Origin of the sequence: Cohnella rhizosphaerae, from assembly GCF_029525575.1 — a bacterium.
GTDB classification, from domain to species: domain Bacteria; phylum Bacillota; class Bacilli; order Paenibacillales; family Paenibacillaceae; genus Cohnella; species Cohnella rhizosphaerae.
In genome coordinates, this window is sequence record NZ_JAPDIA010000003.1 from 1826969 (window position 1) to 1846569 (window position 19601).

Genomic DNA, 19601 nt, shown 5'->3' on the forward strand with positions numbered 1-19601 from the left:
TTTTAGCTATCGCATCAAACTCATCTAGGAATAACATAACTCGCTTGTTTTTTTACGAACTCGAAAATTTTTCTTATGTTTGTTCCCGTCTGTCCTAAATATGAGGATACAAGTCCATCTAGTCTGACATAAGCAATTGGAATATTGATTTCTCCAGCAATTGCGTTTGCTGTTAATGTCTTACCGCAACCAGGAGGGCCGCAAAATAATATCCGATTAGTCGGGGAAACACCATTAGATAACAGATCAGTCGCTTGCTTCTGTTCTTCAATAATTTGAAGCAGTGCTTCTTTTGTTTTTTCTGGTAATGCCACATCAGTCAACTTGACCTTAGGCTGTAAAACCTCTAAAAGTTCCAATGCACTGTCTTTGTCTTTGGGCATGGGCAGAGCATTCTGTACAGAAAAAGACATTTCTGATAAGGGGCTTGAAGAGAATGAAATGTTGCTTTTTTTTATCAAATGAATAAGCTGTTCTGAGGGAATTAGACAGAGCGACATTTCCTTTACGTTCCTCATCATTCGCCAAATCATCTAAAGCTTTCTTAAAAGCATCCTCGCTTCCAGCGCAATGTGCTTCAATCAATTTTATTATCAAACCTGATTTCATTTATTCTCCTCAATTCTGTGGACATAATTGACTATGGTATTTATTATATGCAACACTCCATTTTTAGTCAAACTTAATTTGGACACTGTTGGACAAAATGATTTTATTCAACTGTATTTTATGAATATTTTTTGGACACAACAGAACGGAGGTGTCGATAGGAGGTGGTGGTTATCATATACGTTTCAAAGTGAAATCGCCCACCATTCACATCGTCTTATTACATTACTTTGAGAAAACTAATATTGATATCTAATTTTCAAAATGAAGGGAGTTAGAAAATCTCGTGATTATTTTGAATATGCTACCCGATTTTGCCCGAAAAATGAAACGGCTTGTAGAGGGAGCGTTGTCCCTCCGCTTTGTTCCTTGAAAACCACATACAAGTTTGTCCGGTACATTCCCCATGCAGCCTCAGAGGAAAGCCAGTATGCAAACGCGCCATGACCATGTTTCTCCTGTTCGTCTATTTTAGATGCAGGATAACATGAGAGCGATTCCGTGAAGCATAGCGAAATGGTGGTTCCATTTTCGGCGATGACCTGCATGGCGGGATTATGATACTTCCGTCCAGCCATAGTTCATCGCAATGGGGGCGGCCTGCAGAAATCCTGGAGGAGGTGTATTCGTGCGCCTATGAGGACAGTCAGCCGCTGTCCGCCGGATAAATTTTTCTATACTTAATCCCGAATCGGCCACTCCACGATTGGAGATCATGGAAGAGCCTGCAATCAAACTGGAGTACAACAATTGTTTCGTACAAGCAAGAAACCTTTCATATATTGAATATTTTTGCCGTAAAATCATCATTCAAAGTTATCCATGAACATAAAGATTCTGTCAGGCAACCACGAAAGGAACGCTAGGATCGAATATCCAAGAGGACATCCTTACCGGGTGTTCTCTTTTTATATAGATACTCTTGAAAAGCCGGTGCTCGAATTATTCAAAGCGACCGGCTTTCTTCTATTGAAAGGAGCTTTGAACACATGGCCAAAGTGATCGCCCTCGCCAATCAGAAAGGCGGCGTTGGCAAAACGACAACAGCGGTCAATCTGGGCATCGGGTTGGCGGCGGAAGGGAAACGGGTGCTACTGCTCGACGCCGACGCGCAAGGCAATCTGACGGATTCGCTTGGCTTTCAGGAGCCGGACAATCTTCCAGTATCGCTGGCGACGATGCTGCAAAAGTGTATGGCGGAAGAAAGCTATGATCCGCAAGAAGGCATTTTGCAGCACCACGAGGGGATTGACCTGATGCCGGGAAATATCGAGTTGTCGGCCGTTGAAGTGGCGCTCGTCAATACGATGAGCCGGGAAACCATCCTGCGCACCTACATCGACTCGCTAACGGATCACTACGATTACATCCTGATCGACTGTATGCCGAGTATGGGCATGATGACGATCAATGCTTTGGCAGCGGCAGATAGCGTCATTATTCCTGTTCAGGCCCACTATTTGCCCGCAAAAGGCATGACACAGTTGTTGCACACGATTGCCCGCGTTCGCCGTCAGATCAACAAAAAAGTTGGTAGTGGATGGGGTTTTGCTCACAATGGTGGACAGCCGCACCAATTTTGCCAAGGATATTTCATTCGTCCTGCGCCGCGACTATGGGGACAAGCTGCGGGTATTTCAAACGGAAATCCCTCTTTCCATTCGCGCGGCGGAAACGAGCGCTCGTGGAAAGAGCATTTATGCGCATGATCCGAACGGACAAGTCGCCAAAGCTTACGTCGCGTTAACGAAGGAGGTGCAGGACATTGACGGCGAAAGAAAACCGGCGCGCCAACATAAAGCTGACCACAGTCGATGATTTGTTTACAACGGAAGAAGGACGGAATACCCAGCATAAGGAACAAATCAAGGATATTCCGCTATCGGATATTAGCGATTTTCTCGATCATCCCTTCAAGGTAAAGGCGGACGATGCGATGCTGGAAATGGCGGAAAGCGTGAAGCAATACGGGGTGCTGGTGCCCGTTCTGGTACGGCCCAAAACGGACGGCGGCTTTGAAATGGTTGCCGGGCATCGTCGGAAAAAAGCGAGCGAGTTGGCGGGGATAGAGTCGATCCCCTGCATTGTACGCGAACTGGACGACGATCAGGCGACCATTATTATGGTGGATAGTAACTTACAACGGGAGCATGTGTCCCCAAGTGAAAAGGCGTTTGCATATAGGATGAAGCTTAATGCAATGAAACGCCAAGCAGGCAGACCGAGCAAAGAAAATGCTGCCCAAGTTGGGCAGGATATAAATGGAAAATATTCCGTCGAGATTTTGGCGGAACAAGTAGGCGAAAGCCGTAATCAAATTAAACGCTTCATTAGATTGACGGAACTGATTCCCCCCTATTCTCGAAATGGTAGACGACAAGCAAATCGCATTTAGCCCGGCCGTTGAAATCTCTTACTTGGCCGAGAAAGAACAGCAAGCCCTGCTCGAAACGATGCAGGCGGAGGATTGTACACCCTCGTTGGCGCAGGCGCAACACATGAAGAAGCTGAGCCAGGACGGCAAGTTGAACGGCGATGTTATCCTCGGCATTATGACGGAGGAAAAACCCAATCAGAAAGAAAAACTGACGATTCGCAAGGAACGGATTGACAAGTTTTTTCCGCAAGATTTCAGTGAGCAGCAGAAGGAAGACCTACTCGTACAACTATTGGAAACTTGGTATCGCCGGAAACAGCGAGAACGGGATCACGAGCGTTAATACAGCCCTTAGTCTCTTGGACAGAGGGATTTTTTTATGCCCATTTTTGCAGAAAGGAGCTTCCCATATGGACTTTACCGAAGGAAGACGGCGGCAATATGAGCGGCTGATGAAGGAAAAGCCCGGCTTTACGAACTCCGAACCGTCCGAGGAGGAAGAACGACCGCCGCGCAAGCAGGCACCAAGCATGGATACGGTGCCTAAGAAGCCTGAATGTAAACGAAGTCGGGGGGGACTGACGATGGAGCAGGAGAAACGAATGGCTGGCGACTACGAGATTTATCATGCATTGCCCGTTGGCCGGATCGAGGTCATTTTGGGCATCGACGCGACGAATCCCGAGAAGCCCTATTTAGTCTGCTACTGCGACCAGAACAATTTGTTTGGCATCGACCAGTATTATGGCGCAGAAGGATATGCGGACTATTTGCAGGCGATGCGGGAGTTTACCAAGCTGATGCAATGGGAGATCGAGAAGCTCCAGGCCGAGCGTTCGGCCCTTCCGGAGCCGATGGGCTCGGTTCCATCTGCCCATTGTCTGCCCATCAAGGGCGAGGATGAACTGAACGGCAAGCTCATCGTGATTCGCCCGGAAAGGCTGCGACCGGAGTTTCGCACGGCGGATCATCAAGTGGTCTGGGTGACGGGCGGCTTCGGCGCATCAGGAAATTCACGCGGCCGTGCAGTTTTCGCGATGAGGCTCTATTCCGGCGATGAATGCCGCTATAACCGCGAAGACCTGTTGGGCTTCCTGAAACCGGAGCATACACCGACGTGGGCAGCCGAGAAGCTGGCGCTGCTTCAAGCGGAGAAGCAGCAGAAGCCGCGGATGCGAGACGAAGCCCGCTAGGTTAAGACCAATCCCTTCCAAGTGAAGAAAGGAGTCGTTGTCGATGTCATGGACCTCTCGCAACCGCAAGGCATTGGTCATTGGGGCCTTTGCGGTTAGTATGGTGCTGCTGATAGCGGCGGCAATTTACCTGTTGATGCAGCATGACGAGCAGAAGCAACAGCAGCAGCAATTGCAGAACTACTATGAGCAGCAGCTTGAAGCATTGAAGCAGGAACAGGAAAGGAGCAGTCGCGAGGCGTGGGTGGCAAGCCGGGCTGTCGCGGCCGGAGCTGTGCTGACAGCGGATGATCTCAAGGCGGTTCCGATGCCCGCCGATATTCTTCCGGCAGGCATATTGACCAATCGGGAAACGATTATCGGCAAGCATGCCAAGGTGGCGCTGGAGCCGGGAACGCCGCTGCTCGCTTCCTTGATGTTTGAAGGACAGCCGGTTCCAAAGGATGTGCGGCTCAAGGAATTTCAGGTGATCCAGCTTCCCTCCAATCTCCAGGCCGAACAGTTCATTGATGTCCGAATCAGTTTTCCGACCGGCGAAGACTTTGTGCTGCTGTCCAAAAAGAAGGTGCAGCAGTTGGCGGGCAATGTGGTCTGGCTGGAAATGAACGAAAAGGACATCCTGCAAGCCTCCAGCGCTATTATTGATGCTTATTTGCAAGGCGCGCGCCTTTACGCACTGCCCTACATCGAGCCGGGCTTGCAGGAGGCGGCTGTCGTCAACTACCCGGCCAATCCGAAGGTGCTGGATTTGATGAAGAACGACCCCAATCTACTCGAAACGGCCGAAACGGAATTGGCTCGCAATCTGCGCCAAACCCTGGATGCAAGTTTGAAGGCGGTCAGCGAATCGAACAAGCTGCGGGTGTCCAGCGGCAATGTCACGGTCCAGCAGCAACTGCAAAACGAGCGGGCGACTACCCGGCAAGGCAATGCCATGTTTGAAGCGCAGACGCCATCAGGGGGGCGGAACTTCGGAGACGACGGCACCCACTGACACCGCGTCGGGGGGCGGGACAACCACCGGCTTCTGAGGGGACAACGCAGCAACCGTCGCCCCCCCTCGGTTCCGGTAGATCCCGTTACGCCTCCTCCGGCTTCAACGGGAACGGAATCACCACCAGAAACGAATGCCCCATCGGGAGAAGACCGTTGGGAGGACATCTTAAATCAGTGAAGGAGACAGCTATGAAAAAAATCGTATTTCTCGGCGCGGCGGACAAAAGCCATGTGCTGCTGGCGCTCGGTCGTTTATGGACCAGCCTGGGGCAGAAGGTGCTGCTCGTGGATTCCACGATGGGACAAGCCGTTCAAGGCTATCTGCCGCCTGCGTTCACCGGCAGCGCCGTGCAGGAGTTTGAGGGTATGGATGCGGCTTACGGCTTTGTGACCGAAGCGCAACTGAAGCGCGCGTTGGTACAAGCGGGAACCGAAGGCACGTATGATGTGCTGCTGCTCGACACCGACCATACGCAAATGGTAACGGGCCGCGATTTGCCCGGCTATCACAAGCGGGTATGGTGCTGGGACGGCAAGCGGCTGTCACTGCAAAAAAATGAAGAGCTGCTACTGCGCTTGTGCTTGCACGAAGCGGAAGCGCCGCTCTCTTTTTTATGAATGGCTGTCTCCGGCGTTGCCGGGCAGACTGCCCGCGTGGCAGGCGGAAACGCGAATGCGCCATGTGAAGTGGCTGGAGCCTTCCTTTCATTTTCCGCTGGATGAGCGCGATGCCACGGTTGATGTGCATAACCAGCATCAGCATCGCCTTGACCTTCGCGGCGTGAGCGGAGCGTTTCGGCAGGGGCTGCTCACGATGCTGCAACAGCTTGCCGAATGCGATGCCAAGGCCGCGCGGCGCGCTTGGGCGACGGCTCAAAAACGATGGCGAGCCTGGTAGAAAGGAGAACGCACATGGGAATGATCGTCGTGTTTTGGAGTCCGTTCCCCGGTCAGGCCGGAACGACAACCAGTCTGTTGGCGACAGCAACGTGTTTGGGGCTGGAATACTCAGCCCGGTTGCTGCTCCTCGGCCTTCTTCGCGAAGAGGATGAGGCAGTGCAGCGCGCCTTTTACCGGCCGGAAAAAAATCCGACCCGATTGCCGGATAGCGGCATTGACGCGCTGCTACGGTTGCTGCAAAACCGGAAGCTGGAGGCGAGGATGCTGCGGGATTACGCGCAGCCGCTACTGCGGGAACGGCTGGACGTGCTGCCCGGCTCGGCGAAGCCGAACGAAGGCTTTGCCGCGCTGGCGGAGCGCTGGCTGGAGCCGCTTTTGGATACGGCCAAGCGCGCTTACGATCTGGTGCTGCTGGACGGCGGCAGCGGGCAGGCTTCTGGCTGGCGGAAGACGCTGCGAAATCGGGCGGATCTCGTCGTCGTATGCCTGCCGCAAAATCGCTTGCTGCTGGAGCGCTTTTTTCAATTGCCGGAAAGCGAGCGTCTACACGGACGGAACGCGCTGCTGGCGTTTGGACAGTTCGATCCGGCGTCGGCTCTGACGGTAAACAACCTCCAGCGTCGTTTCCGCTGGCAGCAGCCGGCTTTTCCGGTCGCGCATAATACCGGCTGGCTGGATGCGGTGCAGCAAGGGGGAGGCGATCCCGTATTGGTTCCGCAATTGCAAGCTGCCGCGCCAGCATGAGAACCATCGCTTTGTCCGGCAGGTGCGCGCGCTGGCGCAGGCGCTGATGGAGGGCGCGGGCGTTAATCGGCCCCTGTTCGGCGGCAAGGAGGACACGCCATGATGACGCTGCTGAATACCCTGCTTGTGCTTGCGCTTCTGCTGCTGGCGGTCTTTTTCTTGTATTTGCGCATGAGCCGCCGCCTGCCGGAGCGAACGGATGGCGAGACCGTGTACACGCTGGAGGCGATGACTGCGTTCGTCAAAGACACCTTGCACGAGATGACAACGAGCCATCTCAGCGACTTCGGCTTGTCCGAGGAAGAATACCGCCGCCGTAAAAACAAGCGGGCGGAGTTAAAGAAGACGCTGCGCGGCTGCATCTCCGGCGATTTGCGAGACAAGGAATACGTGAAGCAGGTGATCGCAGATTTGCTGACACAGCAATACGAATTGGACGATGAACACCTGAACCTGTTGCTGCCGTTCCATCAGCCGGATGCCCTCACTGCCCAAGATCAGTTTGACATCCTGCTGGATCGCTACAGGCAGCAATTCGGGCTACGGGCGCTGGAGCAGATGCTTCAGGCGTATGAGCTGGATCGGCAACGTTTGGATAACGACGGGCAGCTTGAGGCTTACCGGATCACGGAGGAAGACATTCAGAGTATCTATGCTCAAAGCGCTCCTCAGTTGACAGTGGAGGATAAGCTGCGCATTGTCGTGCAACGGATTTACCAGCACTACAAGGGATTTAGCGTCATCGACGAGCTGCGCGATATGCGAATCGACGGCGTATCCGGCGGGGTGTCCGGTTTGCCGCCGCTGATGTGGGAGGGCGAATGGGCGTTCGAGGAGGATGTGCAATGGCAGGCATTGCCCCGTTCGCACGATAGCGTCTGGCTGTTTTACAAGGGCAAGTCCATTCATCTGAGCTTCCTCTCGTTCGGCTCGGAGCAGGAGCTGCGCCGCGTCTGTCAGATCATCTACAAGCATAATTTTCCCGGCCAGTTGTCCGAGGCGAACGGCTATAAGGTTAATGAAATGGGCGACGGCTCGCGCGTCGTCGTCTTGCGCCCCCGGTTTGCGGAATCGTGGGCTTTTTTTTGTGCGCAAATTCGATGTGCAGAGTGCCACGCTGGAGCAGTTGATTCAAGACGAAAATGCGGAGCTGCCGATCGGACTCATCCGCTATTTGGTCGCGGGTGCGCGGATTACGGCGATCACCGGTGCGCAGGGCAGCGGCAAGACGACCCTGCTGATGGCGATGGTGCGCCATATTCCGGCCGTGCTGCCGATCCGGGTTCAGGAAATGAGCTTTGAGCTGCAACTGCGCAAGATTTACCCGAACCGCAACATCGTCAGCCTGCGCGAAACGGAAACGATTACTGGCCAGCAAGGACTTGACATTCAGAAGAAAACGGACGGCTCGGTGAACATTTTGGGCGAGGTGGCGACTGACCCGGTTGCGGCCTGGATGGTGCAGATGGCGCAGGTCGCATCCCTGTTTACGCTGTTCACCCACCACGCCAAAACTTTCCGCGATCTCGTGCTGTCGCTGCGCAATTCTCTGCTCAAGACCGGCGTGTTCAGCAGCGAGCGCGTAGCGGAGCAGCAGGTCGTCAGCGTCGTCAATTTCGACATTCATCTTCGCCGCGATTTGGACGGGCGAAGATATATCGAACGGATTACGGAATGTATGCCGGTGCCGCAGGAAGCGGACTATCCGACTGATTTCACCGGCAAGATGACCAAGGATGTGCGGCTGGCCGCCTTTATGGAAACGGTGCTGGAATTTTTCCGACGCTCGACGGATCGTCCGCTGTACACTGCCCGGAACTTGATCGAATACCGGGAAGGACGGTATGTTGCTGTTCATCCGTTGTCCGAGCAAAGCCGCCGGGACATGGCAACCTATTTGAGCGGCCCGGATCAGGCGGTCTTCGATGCCTTTCTGGACAGCCATTGGGAGGAGGAATCATGATGCGGGAATGGCTCTCTCCACTGCTCGGCATATCGACGGTTTTGTTCCTGATGGCGGTGGCGGCGTTCCTATGGCTGTCCCGACGCGATTCGGATATTGCCGCCATTCGGCGCTACGAATCGCTGCGTAAGCCTGGACAGGCGTCGCGCAGAAAAGCGGTGTACAGTTTCCTGCAACAGTTGTACAGCGTGTGCGAGCAGGTGCCGATCCTGCGTGCCTATTTGCATCATCTGCGCAAGCGGCTCCTGATCGTTCGGTTGGGCGACGAGTGGAAGTTGCGACTGGAAACGATCAAGTCTGCTTTGCGGGTATGGAGCATCCTTCTCTTGCTCGTCATCCCGCTTGCCGTCATGGTGCGCGATCCGTTCACCTGGGGCATGCTGCTGCTTGGGCTTTGGGTAGGCCACGGTGTGCTAGCGGACATGGGCGTGCAACGGCTGGAACTGCGGCTGCTCCGGCAGCTTCGCACGTTCTTCGGTGATGTGCGTCATCACTACCATCGCCATGGCATGGTCGAGGAAGCGATCTATGAGGCGGCGGACGGCGCGCCCTATGAAATGGCGCTGCACGGGCAAGAGCTGTACGACATGCTGACGGACAGCAATGCGGAGGACAAGCTGGCGCAATACGTGGAGCTGGCCCCCAATCGTTATTTGCAGGGGCTGGCCGGATTGTCTTATCTCATTAAAGAACATGGCGACCGGCAAACGGAAAGCGGCTCAGTGTATCTCAAAGGGCTGGAAAAGCTGTCCGGCGAGCTGAGTCTGGAGCTGCTGCGGCGGGAGAAGCTCAGTTATTTGCTGCAAGGGCTGACGGTGATTGCGCTGGTGCCGCTGCTCTTTACCCGCCCGATTGAAGCATGGGCAAGCCGCTTTTTCCCGCCGATGGATGCCTTCTACGCCGGGGCGCTCGGTTGGCTGGCGAAGCTAAGCCTGCTCGTGGTCGTCTGGCTGTCCTATGTGCTGCTCCGTGCGCTGTCGGAGCTGGATGGGGCTGCCCGATCTACCAGCCGAAAAAGATGGGAAAAGCGGGTGTATGGCTGGCCCTGGATGCGCTGGCTTGTGCAGCGGCTGGGGCCGGCTCCCGATTCGCGGGAAGCGCAGCGGGTGACGCGGCTGCTCAAGGATACCGCGTCGCCGCTGCGGCTGGAATGGTTTTATGTGCAGCGGGTGGTCGCAGGGGCGTTGGCCTTTGCCGCCGTGCTGGGGCTGTTTGTATCCCTGCACGCCGCAGAGCGTCATCAACTGCTGTATGCGCCTGTCAAGCCGGGGATGCTGTTCGGGCAGTTGTCAGCCGAGGAAGAAGCCAAGGCGCGGGAAGCTGCGGCGCTGGATCGCCACATCATCGAACAGGTAAAGGAGGTGAGGCCGCGCAACGAACAAATGGTCATGAACCTGCTCCGTCAGCAGGCCGTTAAAGGCGAACAGGAGGAAGAGCTTCGCCTAACCGCGCGGCGGGTGATCGAGAAGCTGGAGAAATTGGAGCGGCCGCGGCTGCTGTGGTGGGAGGTGCTGTTGGCCATCGCCGCAGGCTGGGGCGGGTATGCGCTGCCCGTCGGCATCCGATGGTTTGAACGGCGCATGCGGCGGATGGAGATGAAGCACGAGGTCGATCAGTTGCAGGCGGTGATCGCCATGCTGGCCGGGATGGAACGCATGTCAGTCGAGCAACTGCTCATCTGGATGGAGCAGTTCGCCCGTTTGTTCAAGGAGCCGTTGCAGGCGTGCTTGCTCCACTTTGAGCAGGGCGAGGAGCAGGCGCTGGCTCAGCTCAAGGAGGACGCGCCGTTTGTGCCGTTCTTGCGCACGGTGGAGAAGCTGGAGCTGGCGTCGCAGCATTTGACGATCCGTCAGGCGTTCGACGACTTGGAGGCGGAGCAGGCTTTTGCGCGGGAGCAGCGCAAGCAGGAGTATGAGCAATTGATTGAACAAAAGGCAGGCTGGGGGCGCTGGATCGGCTTTACCCCCCTGATGACGCTGATTTTCGGGTATTTGGTTATCCCGCTGCTCGTTGTCAGCCTGCATCAAATGACAGCTTACTATGAGCAGCTTCAACGCATTCAGTAAGCCGTGCAGGCATCCTTCCTTTACTTAGGGGGAAGGCTTTTTGTCTATTCAAATTAAAGGAGCGAATTCCATGTCGAACGCACAAAAAAGCGTTGGTGATGGCGGCGGGCATTTTCCTCGCTATCGCGCTGATTACCTTGGCCGTGGTGCTGTTTGTTTCGGCCCAGGATTCCACCAAGGCGGCGCAAAGCAATTTCAGCAACATCCAAACTGAACTGTCGCAAACGGCCTTTACCGTGTATGACAATACGACGCTGTCGGGCAGTCAGGTCGTCAATGCGCTGCGTAAATTCCGCGATGTCGATCAATTCGGCATCCAGATTTTCACGGGCAAAAACCCGGCCGGGCAATGGTACGGCAAAACGATCAATACGAGCGTGCCGCTCGACAACGTGACCTACGGCACTGTCGTCGGGGTGGCTCCGGGCCTGATCGCGCAGACGGTGGACGAGGCGGACATCAACTACGTGAACCCGAGCGGCAAGTTCCGCGCGAATCTGGTGCTGGACAGCAGCAATGTCATTCGCGGCATTGTGTTCCGGCAGCAGTAAGACCGGAGGAAGGAACGGAAGCGTCCGGGAAACCCGGACGTTTTCCGTCTGAAGGGAGGAAAACCGAATGGATTACGCCCCGAGAAAGATGATGGAGATGAGTGTCGCTTTTTTTGGCGTTTCTGATGGCGGCGGGAACGGGGCTGCTGCTGTTTGAAAACGGGGCTTCGCTGAATACGTTGGCCTACGTCTCCGGTCAGGCCCAGAATCGCAGCTTGCATCAGAGCGCAAGCCCAATAGCCAGTGACGGCACGATGAGCGGCGCGGAGGTGCTCCACGCGCTTGCACGGCTGGAGGAAGGCGATGCGGACATGCTTGTGGACGGTATGCGGTATGGAGCGCCGCTGGAACGGGAGCAGCTCCGCATGGCAGGCATTTCGTTGCAGGCAAAATATGTGCCTGAATACGAACGCGATGCGGAGGGGCATTTGCTGCGTCTGGTCTTGAGGCGAGTGCCATGAACACGCTGCTCAAGCTGTTTGCGGTGCTGATTGCGCTCCTGTTGCTTTACCTGTATCCCCTCTCTGCCGCCTTTGACCAGCAGGACGACATTTCCGAGCTGATGGCGCTGCGGGCGACGACCTCGTTTGTGGATGCTGTGCGCGACAAGGGCGGCATTACGCCCGTGATGTACAACGATTTTATGGCCGCGCTGGCGGCAACCGGCAACAGCTTTGCCGTCGAGATGGAGCATGGCAGCAAAATCTATGTGCCGGTTTACGAAGACCCGACCCGGCCGGAAACGTTCCGCGGCACCTACGAGATTCACTACGCGGCGTTTTACAACGCGCAGATTTTGCCGGTGCTGTTCCCCGACAATACGCTGGCCAAGGATGATCCGAGCCGCCGATATCGGATGAGGGTGGGCGATTCCTTCTCGGTTACGGTGCGCAACACGAACCGGACGGCGGGGACGCTGATCTTTGACATGCTGAACAACACGATCAGCCCGAACGAAAAGATCGTCATTCCTTACGGAGGGACGGTGCGCCATGCGATGGATTGAATGGGCCATTGTCGGCGCGCTGCTGTTTCTTCCGTTTGCGACGATCAATCGCATCGAGACGGATGCGCTGCGCCGGACGCTGCTGACCGAATTGCGCTATGACGCCGCGCTGGATGCGGCGGTGGACGATGCGGCCAGCCAGTTGATCGGCAACGCCAGCCAGCAGCAAGAGGCGCAGTATGGCTCGGACAAACGGGTGGCGCTCAATAAGGAAGAGTCGATTGCAGCGTTCTATCGGACGCTCGACGCGGGTTTTGGTGTAGTAGGTGATTCGGTGGCGCAAGGCGCATTACACCGCTATATTTCGGCCGTGGTCATCGTCGGTTATGACGGCTTCTACGTCTACAGCGAACAGGAATGGACAGGTGCGGACGGCCAAACGATTATGAAGCCGGTTTGGGGAGCGAAGCAGCCGTATGCTTATGCGGATAAGGCGGGCAACAGCCTGTCGTTTACGCTGGATCAGGAAGTGCTGGCCTACGACGCGGCAAGCGGAAGCTGGCACGAGGGCTTGCGGCAGGACATTCGGCAGCAAACGTCGATTCCACTTTTGCAGGATGCCGAGCGTTTTGAACAGGTTCGGCGCAGCACGATTGTCCGGGCCATTCAGGACGAGTTGGCCTACCGGATCAACCAATATAACGAGGCCGTCTCCCGATCCGGATTTTCATACCTATTCACCTTGCCGCTGATCCCGGACGAGGACTGGAGCAACAGCATCGACGACGTAGGCGTTCTCGCGTTTTTGCAGGGCGTTCCGATGGGCGCGAAACAGTACAACAGTTACGCACTGGGAGGGAGCCGGGTGCTCAAGCAGGAGACGATTATCGGTGCCCGAAAGGGCGCGATAAAGGTATATTTCCGCAGCTCCTGCGGCTATGACTACCCGCGCGAGGAGGTCTTTGCCAGCGAGCAGGCGGCTGCCCGCAACGGGTATATGCCGCTGCCCTGCTCGCCGTAGCAGAGATTGATGAAGGGAGCGAATGAGACATGTGGATTCGACTGTTCCTGCTGGCAACGGTTATTTGGGTTGCTACTGGCTTGTCAGTCTCTGCGGAGGAGCAGCAATTGATCATTAGCGGCGATCCGACGCGTATCCAACCGCAGCTTGGCGCTTACATGGAGGGGATCGTCCCCGGAGAAGAACGCGAGTATACGGTGGAGATCACCAATCCGACCGAGAAAGATATCACGGCCTTACTGTACACGGCCGATGCCGTCCCTGCGCCGGGCGGAGGCGAGGATTTTACGTTGCCGGATGATCCGGATCTTGGAGCAACAGCGTGGTATACAACGCCGGATCGCTCGATTACGTTGCGGGCGGGCGAGACGCAAAGCTTTACCGTGAACATGCGTATTCCGGATCATGTTGAGCCGGGACAGTACGTTTCGGTGATCGGCGTGTACGACGATCAGGGGCAGACGCTGGCAAGGTTGGACAACGAACAAACGCAGCCTGTGACCCGCACGATCCGCAAGACCGGCTTGCAAGTCATTCTGAGCTATAAGCTGGACGAAGCAAAGCCGCCTCAGGCGGTTCCGCATTCGGTTACGTACGGGCTGGAGAATGGGCGCGCCTTCCTGTCCATTTTGATGATGAACGAGGGCGGCAGCCTGTCCGAGCCTGAGATGACGATGCTGGTCAAACGCCAGGATGAGGGCAAGCCGGTGCTGGAGTTGGAGGCCCATTTCGATTCCATCTATGCAGGAACGGTGGCGCAGCACCGGGCCAAGCTGAGTCGGCCGTTGGCTCCGGGCGCTTATTTGGCGGAGGTCATCACGACCATCAATGGAAAGACGGAGCAAAAGGAACTGCCCTTTGAGGTGGCAAATGAGGAACAGCGTACCCGTTCGGGCATGGCGTCCTCCGGTGAGATCATCCAAGTGTCGGGGGGACGGTTCTCCGTTGCCTTCACCGTGGCTTGGCTCGCCCCGCATCTATGTGTATGCCGGACTGCTGCTCCTGCTGGGAATTATATCGTGGCGGCGAAGGCAGGCGGACAAGCGGCGTTCCAAGGAGCCGCGCTAAAACGCCATGTTGCCCTAACAGTGCAACGCAGACTTATACGCGACTTGTGACTTTACCCTCGACTTAGGCATGTAAAGCGCACGGAACGGTTTCTGTTCCTTCATTAATAAAAGCCGTTTTCCGGTTGTAATCTGGACAACCTGCAACACGATCCCCTATTATGTAGGAACAAGAAGGTTTTACCAAGTGGAAGATTCATACACGAAGGAGTGAAGCGGTTGAAAAAACGAATCCTGTTTGTTTTGATGATGGCTGTGCTGGTGAACGGTTTTACACTGACTGCGAGCGCTGCATCCAAACCGCCCACGTTTGTCAGTGTGGTCATGGATGGGATGAAGCTTTGGTTCCCGGATGCGCAAGCGTTTGTGGATGACAATCAGCGGACGTTGGTGCCGGTGCGATTTGTAGCGGAGGCGCTCGGCGCAAAGGTCGGCTGGGAAGCGGGGAGCCGAGCGGTTCCGATCCAAAAGGGCGATCAGTCTATCCGGCTAACCATCGGCAGTAAGGTTGCGACGGTGAATAGCGAAGAAGTGGCTTTCGATACCCAGGCAGTGATGCAAGGCGGTCGAACCTTTGTCCCGCTGCGGTTTGTCAGCGAAATCCTCGGCGTAACGGTGGAATGGGACGATAAAACGAATACGGTGTTGCTTTCAACCAAGGCATTGGAGAGTAAGAACGATCCTTGGGGGCGATTGATTCGCACCTCCAATTTGCCGAGCAACGCAGCGGATTATCCTTACATTCTGGCGGATATTCCGAATGCGATGTACGAGCTGGCTTATCCGTATTCCGACCCGGAGGATCGAAAGGTATCCTCTACGCTCTATTCGACCATTTCGGAGTACAACAAAGAGAACGTGGACATTTGGCTGAGCAGACTGAAAACGTTTGGCGCATTGTGGCTGAATGTGGATTACCGGACGATAGATGACGCATGGGCGCAGGCATTATTTGCGACCAAGCTGCAAAACTCCGACGCGGAGCTGAAATATATTCGCCAGTATGTCGAGTGGGTAAAGGAAAACAAAATTCAGGTTGAGGGCTACCTAGATCCGGAGCCTTCCATGATCTATTATGATGGCTTTGGCGGCGACTACATCCGGGTCAAGTTCAGAATCAAATTTGTTTCGTTCGACAAACAGGACGGTCTGCTGTACGACGAATGGTTTCCGAAGGACGCCAAATTCGAAAAAAATGTGTGGTATGAAGGATACTCGGATATAAAAATGAAGGCCAGTGTTGGTGGCGACTGGGGCAACTCCTTGAAGGTCTCTTCAACAGCAAGCCTGTTCTTCAATCACACCATATCAAAGGTGGAGTAGATATAATGAAGCTTTCCAAATCGCATAAATTTATCTTGTACATGCTGCTGGCATGTACTTTTTTTTATGTCGCTGATGCCTCAGCAGTTACTCGCCGCTTCTCCTGAAATCAATATTAAGGAAGGAGCTATCCAATTTGAAATCACCAGCACGGCGGCTACAACTTCTATTCGGTACAGAACGGTAGGCTGGGTAGTCACACGAGAACAGGCATGCTCTTCGACAGTGCCCAAGCAATGCAGCGATCCGCGAGCACTGCCGCACGCGCTGTTTCTCGATCAAGAGGTCAGGCAAAAAGGGCAGTATCCCGATCCTCCTATCCCTGGTCAGCCCCTGACCTCATTATACGAAGTGCCGGAATCGGTCGTCACTCAGCAATTGTGGGCGGCAGGCATGGATGGCATTCAGGACAATGACGATTTATATTTCTATGCGGTCATGGTCTCCATCAATGGCGACGGCTCGGTCCGCAAAGGCCCCTTCTATACGTTGTCGGGCATCAAGCAGGCTGAGGGCTGGCTGCATCCCGACGATCTCGATGACTATTTCGGCCTCCATATTCCGTATCGCAGCGCCAAATTTCCGGTGGATGTCGTGGCCAAAACCGTCGATGGCCGGGTCATTCAAAATCCGGACGTCACGTTCCTGAAAGGCAAATACAAAATTGGCGAGGAAATTAACCATGAGTTTCCCGCAGTTATTGAGGATGGCGGGAAAACGTATCGGATTGTTCGCTCCTACATGACTCCGAAGCAGGATGCGACGCAGAAAAAGTGGGTGCAGGAAAACCCCGAAACCAACGATAAGGTTCGGATTCGAAGCTTCACGGTGGCGCTTGGCGGTTCGGACGTGATTGCCGAATATGAGGAAGCCGCCAGTCCGGTGAAGGCCATCTACCAAAAGGAAGACGGCACAGTGCTGCAGGAAGTGGACAAGGGCGAGTTTGCAACTGGAGCAGAAGCCAACCATACCTTTGAGGCGACGATCACTAAGGGCGGCCAAACCTATGACATCATCCGCTCCTATATTACCAGCAACAGCAATCCCTCGGAGAAGTTGTTCATTCAGGAAAAAGACGACGACAAGCTGCGGGAGCGTTCCATTCTGGTTGGGCCGGGCGGCTCCAACTTTGTCGGTATCTACAAGGTGCCTTCACCTGTGACGGTGACCTCCCGCATCGACGCGCCGACCGAGGCATCGTCGTCGGAAACGGCGGTTATCGGCGATTTCGTCTTTGAAGCCAAATCGCCGAACCCGCTCAAGTCCTACCAAATCACGCGCATCGAAAATGCGCAATTGGTCAACGCCAGTCAACAAACCGGCGCGTTGAACGGCAAATCGGCGGGCCAATCGCTGCCGATCCGTATCCCGCTCGGCAGCGGCGATAGCGTCACGGTGAAGATTACGGTTGTCGTGGCGGATACCGCAGGACAAACGGGCGATTCCACCTCGGATCATACGGTGACCATCCATGGCGGCGAGGATACCTCGCAGACCGGCTCGGAGCAGCAGAGCGAGGCCATGGATGCCTCCGCATCGGCGGTCATCAAGGCGGATGCGCGCGGCGCGGAGCGATTCGATGTGACCAAGGGCATCCCGACATCCGAAAGTCTGTACGTGAATGCGAACGCCAGATCTTACCTGTATCGCAACCAGTTCACGGAGATCAAGGGAACGAAGCCGTATCCGATCACCGTCAGCCGCACGTATTCGTTGTCCTGGACCGAGCGTGTCCCCGGCCCGCCGGACAGCGAAGGCCATCCGACGACCGTTTCGGTATCTCGTTCGGATACGCAAACGGTCACCCAAAGCTATACGTTGGAACGCAAGTTTAGCTATTGGTTAATCGACCGGCTGGAGGTATACGGCCTGCAGCAAGCGGACGTTTCCAATTATGCCTTGCCGGGCGGCAAGGTGACGCTGCAACCGAGCGGTTACACGCCGCCAACCGTGTCGGCCAGCCATGACGCTTCGCCGTCCGCGCATGTAACCGATCCGGTTTATCGTAACGTCATTCTGCCCGGAAAATCGTTGAACGGCGGCTCCAGCCGCCCCTCCGTACCCTCCGAGAATTGGAAGGGGGAAGCGGAGCAGGCGGTCGGGAAAATCAAGGTGCGCAACGATTCGCTCGTCTTTAATGGGCAGACCGTTATGGACAATCGCACGGTGGAGGAAGCGGCTCCGGCTCCGGGGACGATCCCGGCTGCGCCGATGATCGGGCAAAATGTGCTGTACGGCAGCGGCTATGTCATTGATGCGGGCAAAAGCAACAAGGCTGCACAGCCGAGCAGCGGGACGCTCGCCTATTCCTTGGTTAAAGGCATTGGCGGCGGTAGCAAGCAAACCTTCCCGATTGCCGGTATCAACCCGGTGACGGTGCATACGCCGGTAGTCAATTTCGCCTCGGTGTCCGACGATCGGGCCCATAACCAGAAAACGGTGCCGACTGCCGGACGCTCGACGCTCATCCTGAACCGCCCCTTTACTGTCACGATTCCGACCAGCGGTCAGCATCGCGACATTACGGGCTATGGCAACCGGGATTACGCCAAGTATATCCGGGACAAGCAGGTGCGCTTCCCCTTCGATGTGTACAAGGCCGACGGCACTACACTGATTCCGAAGGAAACCTGGACGTCGATTCCGGTCGGTCAGCTACAGGCGACGTTTTATTTGCCCGTTTGGGTAGACGAAGGTAATTATGAGGTGCTGTTCCGTTCCTTTGCCGAAAACAGCCCGGCTTCGTTTACCTCGCAATCGAATGCCAATCTGGACGTAACCCATCATGTGGCGACGCAGATCGTGCCGGTCGAGGTGATCGGGCGGTTGTTCGATTTCCGCATCACCGACATTGCGGACTACCAGTGGGAGACGGTATTCCGCGCGGCCAAGGGGAGCGCCACACCAACCGGCAACAGCTATTGGGTCGGGCCGAAAGACGTCGACGGCGCAGCGCGGGGTAATGCCGCTCCCTATGTGCTGCCGATTCGGCCGGGCAGCCACCCGGAGAGCGGCAAGAAAAACGTGGCGATCAAGACGGGCTATCATTTCAAGTTTGAGGTGAAGACGCTCGGCAACATGTTCGGTTCGGGCGACGGTATCCTGATCACGCCGACCTTTTACTTCGTGGACAAGAAGGGGCAGAGCCGACAGCCGGTGGACCTGTACTATCATTCGGGCGACAAACGCTTTATTCGCATCGGCTCTGCGGAGGACACGGAGCAGCGGCTGGTGACGTTGGATACCCGCCTGCGCAACGTGCCACAGCAAGAGCTGACGAATACCGCAAGCTCACTTTGGAAGTTGAATGGCGCGACGGGCAATCAGGCGGCGTATGTGCAGCAATTTCTGAAGGATGCGGCGCAAAAGAAGATTGTTGTGGGCGGCTATGACGGCATGCTGCTGCCGTCGCAGCTTCGGACCTTCATCGGAAGCATGCAGGTGCCAAGCGGCGTCGATGCGGCGCGGGCCAATACGTCCGCTCAGCTTTGGCGCGGCGAATACAGCTTGCCCGCCGCGCCGTATGCGGTGCCTGCCGGCTTCAATGTGGCCGAGTACGGACGGACGCACAAGCTAGATGACCAATCACCGATCTTCCTGCGCGACGGTTACCTGATCGTCAATTTCAATATCGAAACGATCCGCAATCGGAACACAAGTCAACCGCATTTGCAGTACAAGAATGCGCCGCTGGATAACCAATGGCAGTTGGAGGGATTTGGCCAAAGCTTTGTCGATCCGTATGGAGCCAAGTTCACCTTGCTGGACGGCGATGTGGCGTTCTATCATGCGGACTTGTCCAGCTATGACGATTTTGGAACAGGCGGCACCCATTAACGTGCATC

18 protein-coding genes and 1 pseudogene are annotated in these 19601 nt (G+C 55.6%); 17 read left to right on the top strand and 2 right to left on the bottom strand.

Going from position 1 to position 19601, the window contains the following annotated elements; translation table 11 throughout:
- Positions 1-20 precede the first annotated feature (20 nt).
- Both OMP40_RS13765 and OMP40_RS13770 read right to left on the bottom strand, forming a co-directional pair.
- Positions 21-383: an ATP-binding protein gene (locus OMP40_RS13765; RefSeq protein WP_277532038.1), complete on the bottom strand. Its 363-nt coding sequence runs from the start codon at positions 381-383 to the stop codon at positions 21-23.
- Complete coding sequence (locus OMP40_RS13770; protein WP_277532039.1) at positions 331-609, bottom strand: hypothetical protein; 279 nt, start codon at positions 607-609, stop codon at positions 331-333. The genes OMP40_RS13765 and OMP40_RS13770 overlap by 53 nt, the downstream gene beginning before the upstream one ends.
- A 989-nt stretch (positions 610-1598) precedes the next feature.
- On the opposite strand from OMP40_RS13770, the gene OMP40_RS13775 reads away from it, so the two are divergent.
- The 17 genes and pseudogenes from OMP40_RS13775 (at position 1599) to OMP40_RS13850 (ending at position 19593) form a co-directional block, all read left to right on the top strand.
- Complete coding sequence (locus OMP40_RS13775; protein ID WP_459076910.1) at positions 1599-2318, top strand: ParA family protein; 720 nt, start codon at positions 1599-1601, stop codon at positions 2316-2318.
- Positions 2319-2374: 56 nt separating this feature from the next.
- Entirely contained in the window at positions 2375-3004 is a 630-nt protein-coding gene (locus tag OMP40_RS43100; RefSeq protein ID WP_459076911.1) for a ParB/RepB/Spo0J family partition protein, read from the top strand.
- A 22-nt stretch (positions 3005-3026) separates the two neighbouring features.
- On the top strand, positions 3027-3329 hold the full coding sequence (locus tag OMP40_RS43105) for a hypothetical protein (RefSeq protein ID WP_459076912.1): 303 nt from the start codon (positions 3027-3029) through the stop codon (positions 3327-3329).
- A gap of 241 nt (positions 3330-3570) precedes the next feature.
- Positions 3571-4179: a hypothetical protein gene (locus tag OMP40_RS13785; RefSeq protein WP_277532040.1), complete on the top strand. Its 609-nt coding sequence runs from the start codon at positions 3571-3573 to the stop codon at positions 4177-4179.
- Between the two features lie 43 nt (positions 4180-4222).
- Complete coding sequence (locus tag OMP40_RS13790) at positions 4223-5173, top strand: SAF domain-containing protein (protein WP_277532041.1); 951 nt, start codon at positions 4223-4225, stop codon at positions 5171-5173.
- A 191-nt stretch (positions 5174-5364) separates the two neighbouring features.
- Positions 5365-5793 carry a hypothetical protein gene (locus OMP40_RS13795; RefSeq protein ID WP_277532042.1) on the top strand — a complete coding sequence of 143 codons (429 nt, stop codon included), beginning with the start codon at positions 5365-5367 and terminating at the stop codon, positions 5791-5793.
- Between the two features lie 55 nt (positions 5794-5848).
- Positions 5849-6073, top strand: coding sequence for a hypothetical protein (locus tag OMP40_RS13800; protein WP_277532044.1), 225 nt, complete (start codon positions 5849-5851; stop codon positions 6071-6073).
- 14 nt (positions 6074-6087) lie between these two features.
- Entirely contained in the window at positions 6088-6819 is a 732-nt protein-coding gene (locus OMP40_RS13805; protein ID WP_277532045.1) for a P-loop NTPase family protein, read from the top strand.
- Between the two features lie 99 nt (positions 6820-6918).
- Positions 6919-8782, top strand: a pseudogene (locus OMP40_RS41720) (pilus assembly protein CpaF).
- A complete protein-coding gene (locus OMP40_RS13815) occupies positions 8779-10848 on the top strand; it encodes a hypothetical protein (protein WP_277532046.1) in 2070 nt (689 codons plus the stop codon). The pseudogene OMP40_RS41720 and the gene OMP40_RS13815 overlap by 4 nt, the downstream one beginning before the upstream one ends.
- A 98-nt stretch (positions 10849-10946) precedes the next feature.
- Positions 10947-11399, top strand: coding sequence for an ABC transporter permease (locus OMP40_RS13820; RefSeq protein WP_277532048.1), 453 nt, complete (start codon positions 10947-10949; stop codon positions 11397-11399).
- 113 nt (positions 11400-11512) lie between these two features.
- The gene (locus tag OMP40_RS13825; protein WP_277532049.1) at positions 11513-11860 is read left to right on the top strand and encodes a hypothetical protein; all 348 of its coding nucleotides are present in this window, start codon (positions 11513-11515) and stop codon (positions 11858-11860) included.
- Complete coding sequence (locus OMP40_RS13830) at positions 11857-12405, top strand: hypothetical protein (RefSeq protein WP_277532050.1); 549 nt, start codon at positions 11857-11859, stop codon at positions 12403-12405. Before OMP40_RS13825 ends, OMP40_RS13830 begins: the two co-directional genes overlap by 4 nt.
- Positions 12392-13366, top strand: a complete 975-nt coding sequence (locus OMP40_RS13835; RefSeq protein ID WP_277532053.1) for a hypothetical protein — start codon at positions 12392-12394, stop codon at positions 13364-13366. Before OMP40_RS13830 ends, OMP40_RS13835 begins: the two co-directional genes overlap by 14 nt.
- 29 nt (positions 13367-13395) lie before the next feature.
- Positions 13396-14484: a hypothetical protein gene (locus tag OMP40_RS13840; protein WP_277532055.1), complete on the top strand. Its 1089-nt coding sequence runs from the start codon at positions 13396-13398 to the stop codon at positions 14482-14484.
- 159 nt (positions 14485-14643) lie between these two features.
- The gene (locus OMP40_RS13845; protein WP_420871929.1) at positions 14644-15756 is read left to right on the top strand and encodes a copper amine oxidase N-terminal domain-containing protein; all 1113 of its coding nucleotides are present in this window, start codon (positions 14644-14646) and stop codon (positions 15754-15756) included.
- 66 nt (positions 15757-15822) lie between these two features.
- A complete protein-coding gene (locus OMP40_RS13850) occupies positions 15823-19593 on the top strand; it encodes a DUF5704 domain-containing protein (RefSeq protein ID WP_277532059.1) in 3771 nt (1256 codons plus the stop codon).
- Positions 19594-19601: the final 8 nt, after the last annotated feature.

Coding starts and splice junctions, on each gene's coding strand:
- OMP40_RS13775 (WP_459076910.1), top strand. CDS start 1,599: ATGGCCAAAGTGATCGCCCTCGCCAATCAGAAAGGCGGCGTTGGCAAA.
- OMP40_RS13765 (WP_277532038.1), bottom strand. CDS start 383: ATGCCCAAAGACAAAGACAGTGCATTGGAACTTTTAGAGGTTTTACAG.
- OMP40_RS13790 (WP_277532041.1), top strand. CDS start 4,223: ATGTCATGGACCTCTCGCAACCGCAAGGCATTGGTCATTGGGGCCTTT.
- OMP40_RS13805 (WP_277532045.1), top strand. CDS start 6,088: ATGGGAATGATCGTCGTGTTTTGGAGTCCGTTCCCCGGTCAGGCCGGA.
- OMP40_RS13850 (WP_277532059.1), top strand. CDS start 15,823: ATGTCGCTGATGCCTCAGCAGTTACTCGCCGCTTCTCCTGAAATCAAT.
- OMP40_RS13770 (WP_277532039.1), bottom strand. CDS start 609: ATGAAATCAGGTTTGATAATAAAATTGATTGAAGCACATTGCGCTGGA.
- OMP40_RS13830 (WP_277532050.1), top strand. CDS start 11,857: ATGAACACGCTGCTCAAGCTGTTTGCGGTGCTGATTGCGCTCCTGTTG.
- OMP40_RS13795 (WP_277532042.1), top strand. CDS start 5,365: ATGAAAAAAATCGTATTTCTCGGCGCGGCGGACAAAAGCCATGTGCTG.
- OMP40_RS13840 (WP_277532055.1), top strand. CDS start 13,396: ATGTGGATTCGACTGTTCCTGCTGGCAACGGTTATTTGGGTTGCTACT.
- OMP40_RS13835 (WP_277532053.1), top strand. CDS start 12,392: ATGCGATGGATTGAATGGGCCATTGTCGGCGCGCTGCTGTTTCTTCCG.
- OMP40_RS13820 (WP_277532048.1), top strand. CDS start 10,947: ATGGCGGCGGGCATTTTCCTCGCTATCGCGCTGATTACCTTGGCCGTG.
- OMP40_RS13815 (WP_277532046.1), top strand. CDS start 8,779: ATGATGCGGGAATGGCTCTCTCCACTGCTCGGCATATCGACGGTTTTG.
- OMP40_RS13800 (WP_277532044.1), top strand. CDS start 5,849: ATGCGCCATGTGAAGTGGCTGGAGCCTTCCTTTCATTTTCCGCTGGAT.
- OMP40_RS13785 (WP_277532040.1), top strand. CDS start 3,571: ATGGAGCAGGAGAAACGAATGGCTGGCGACTACGAGATTTATCATGCA.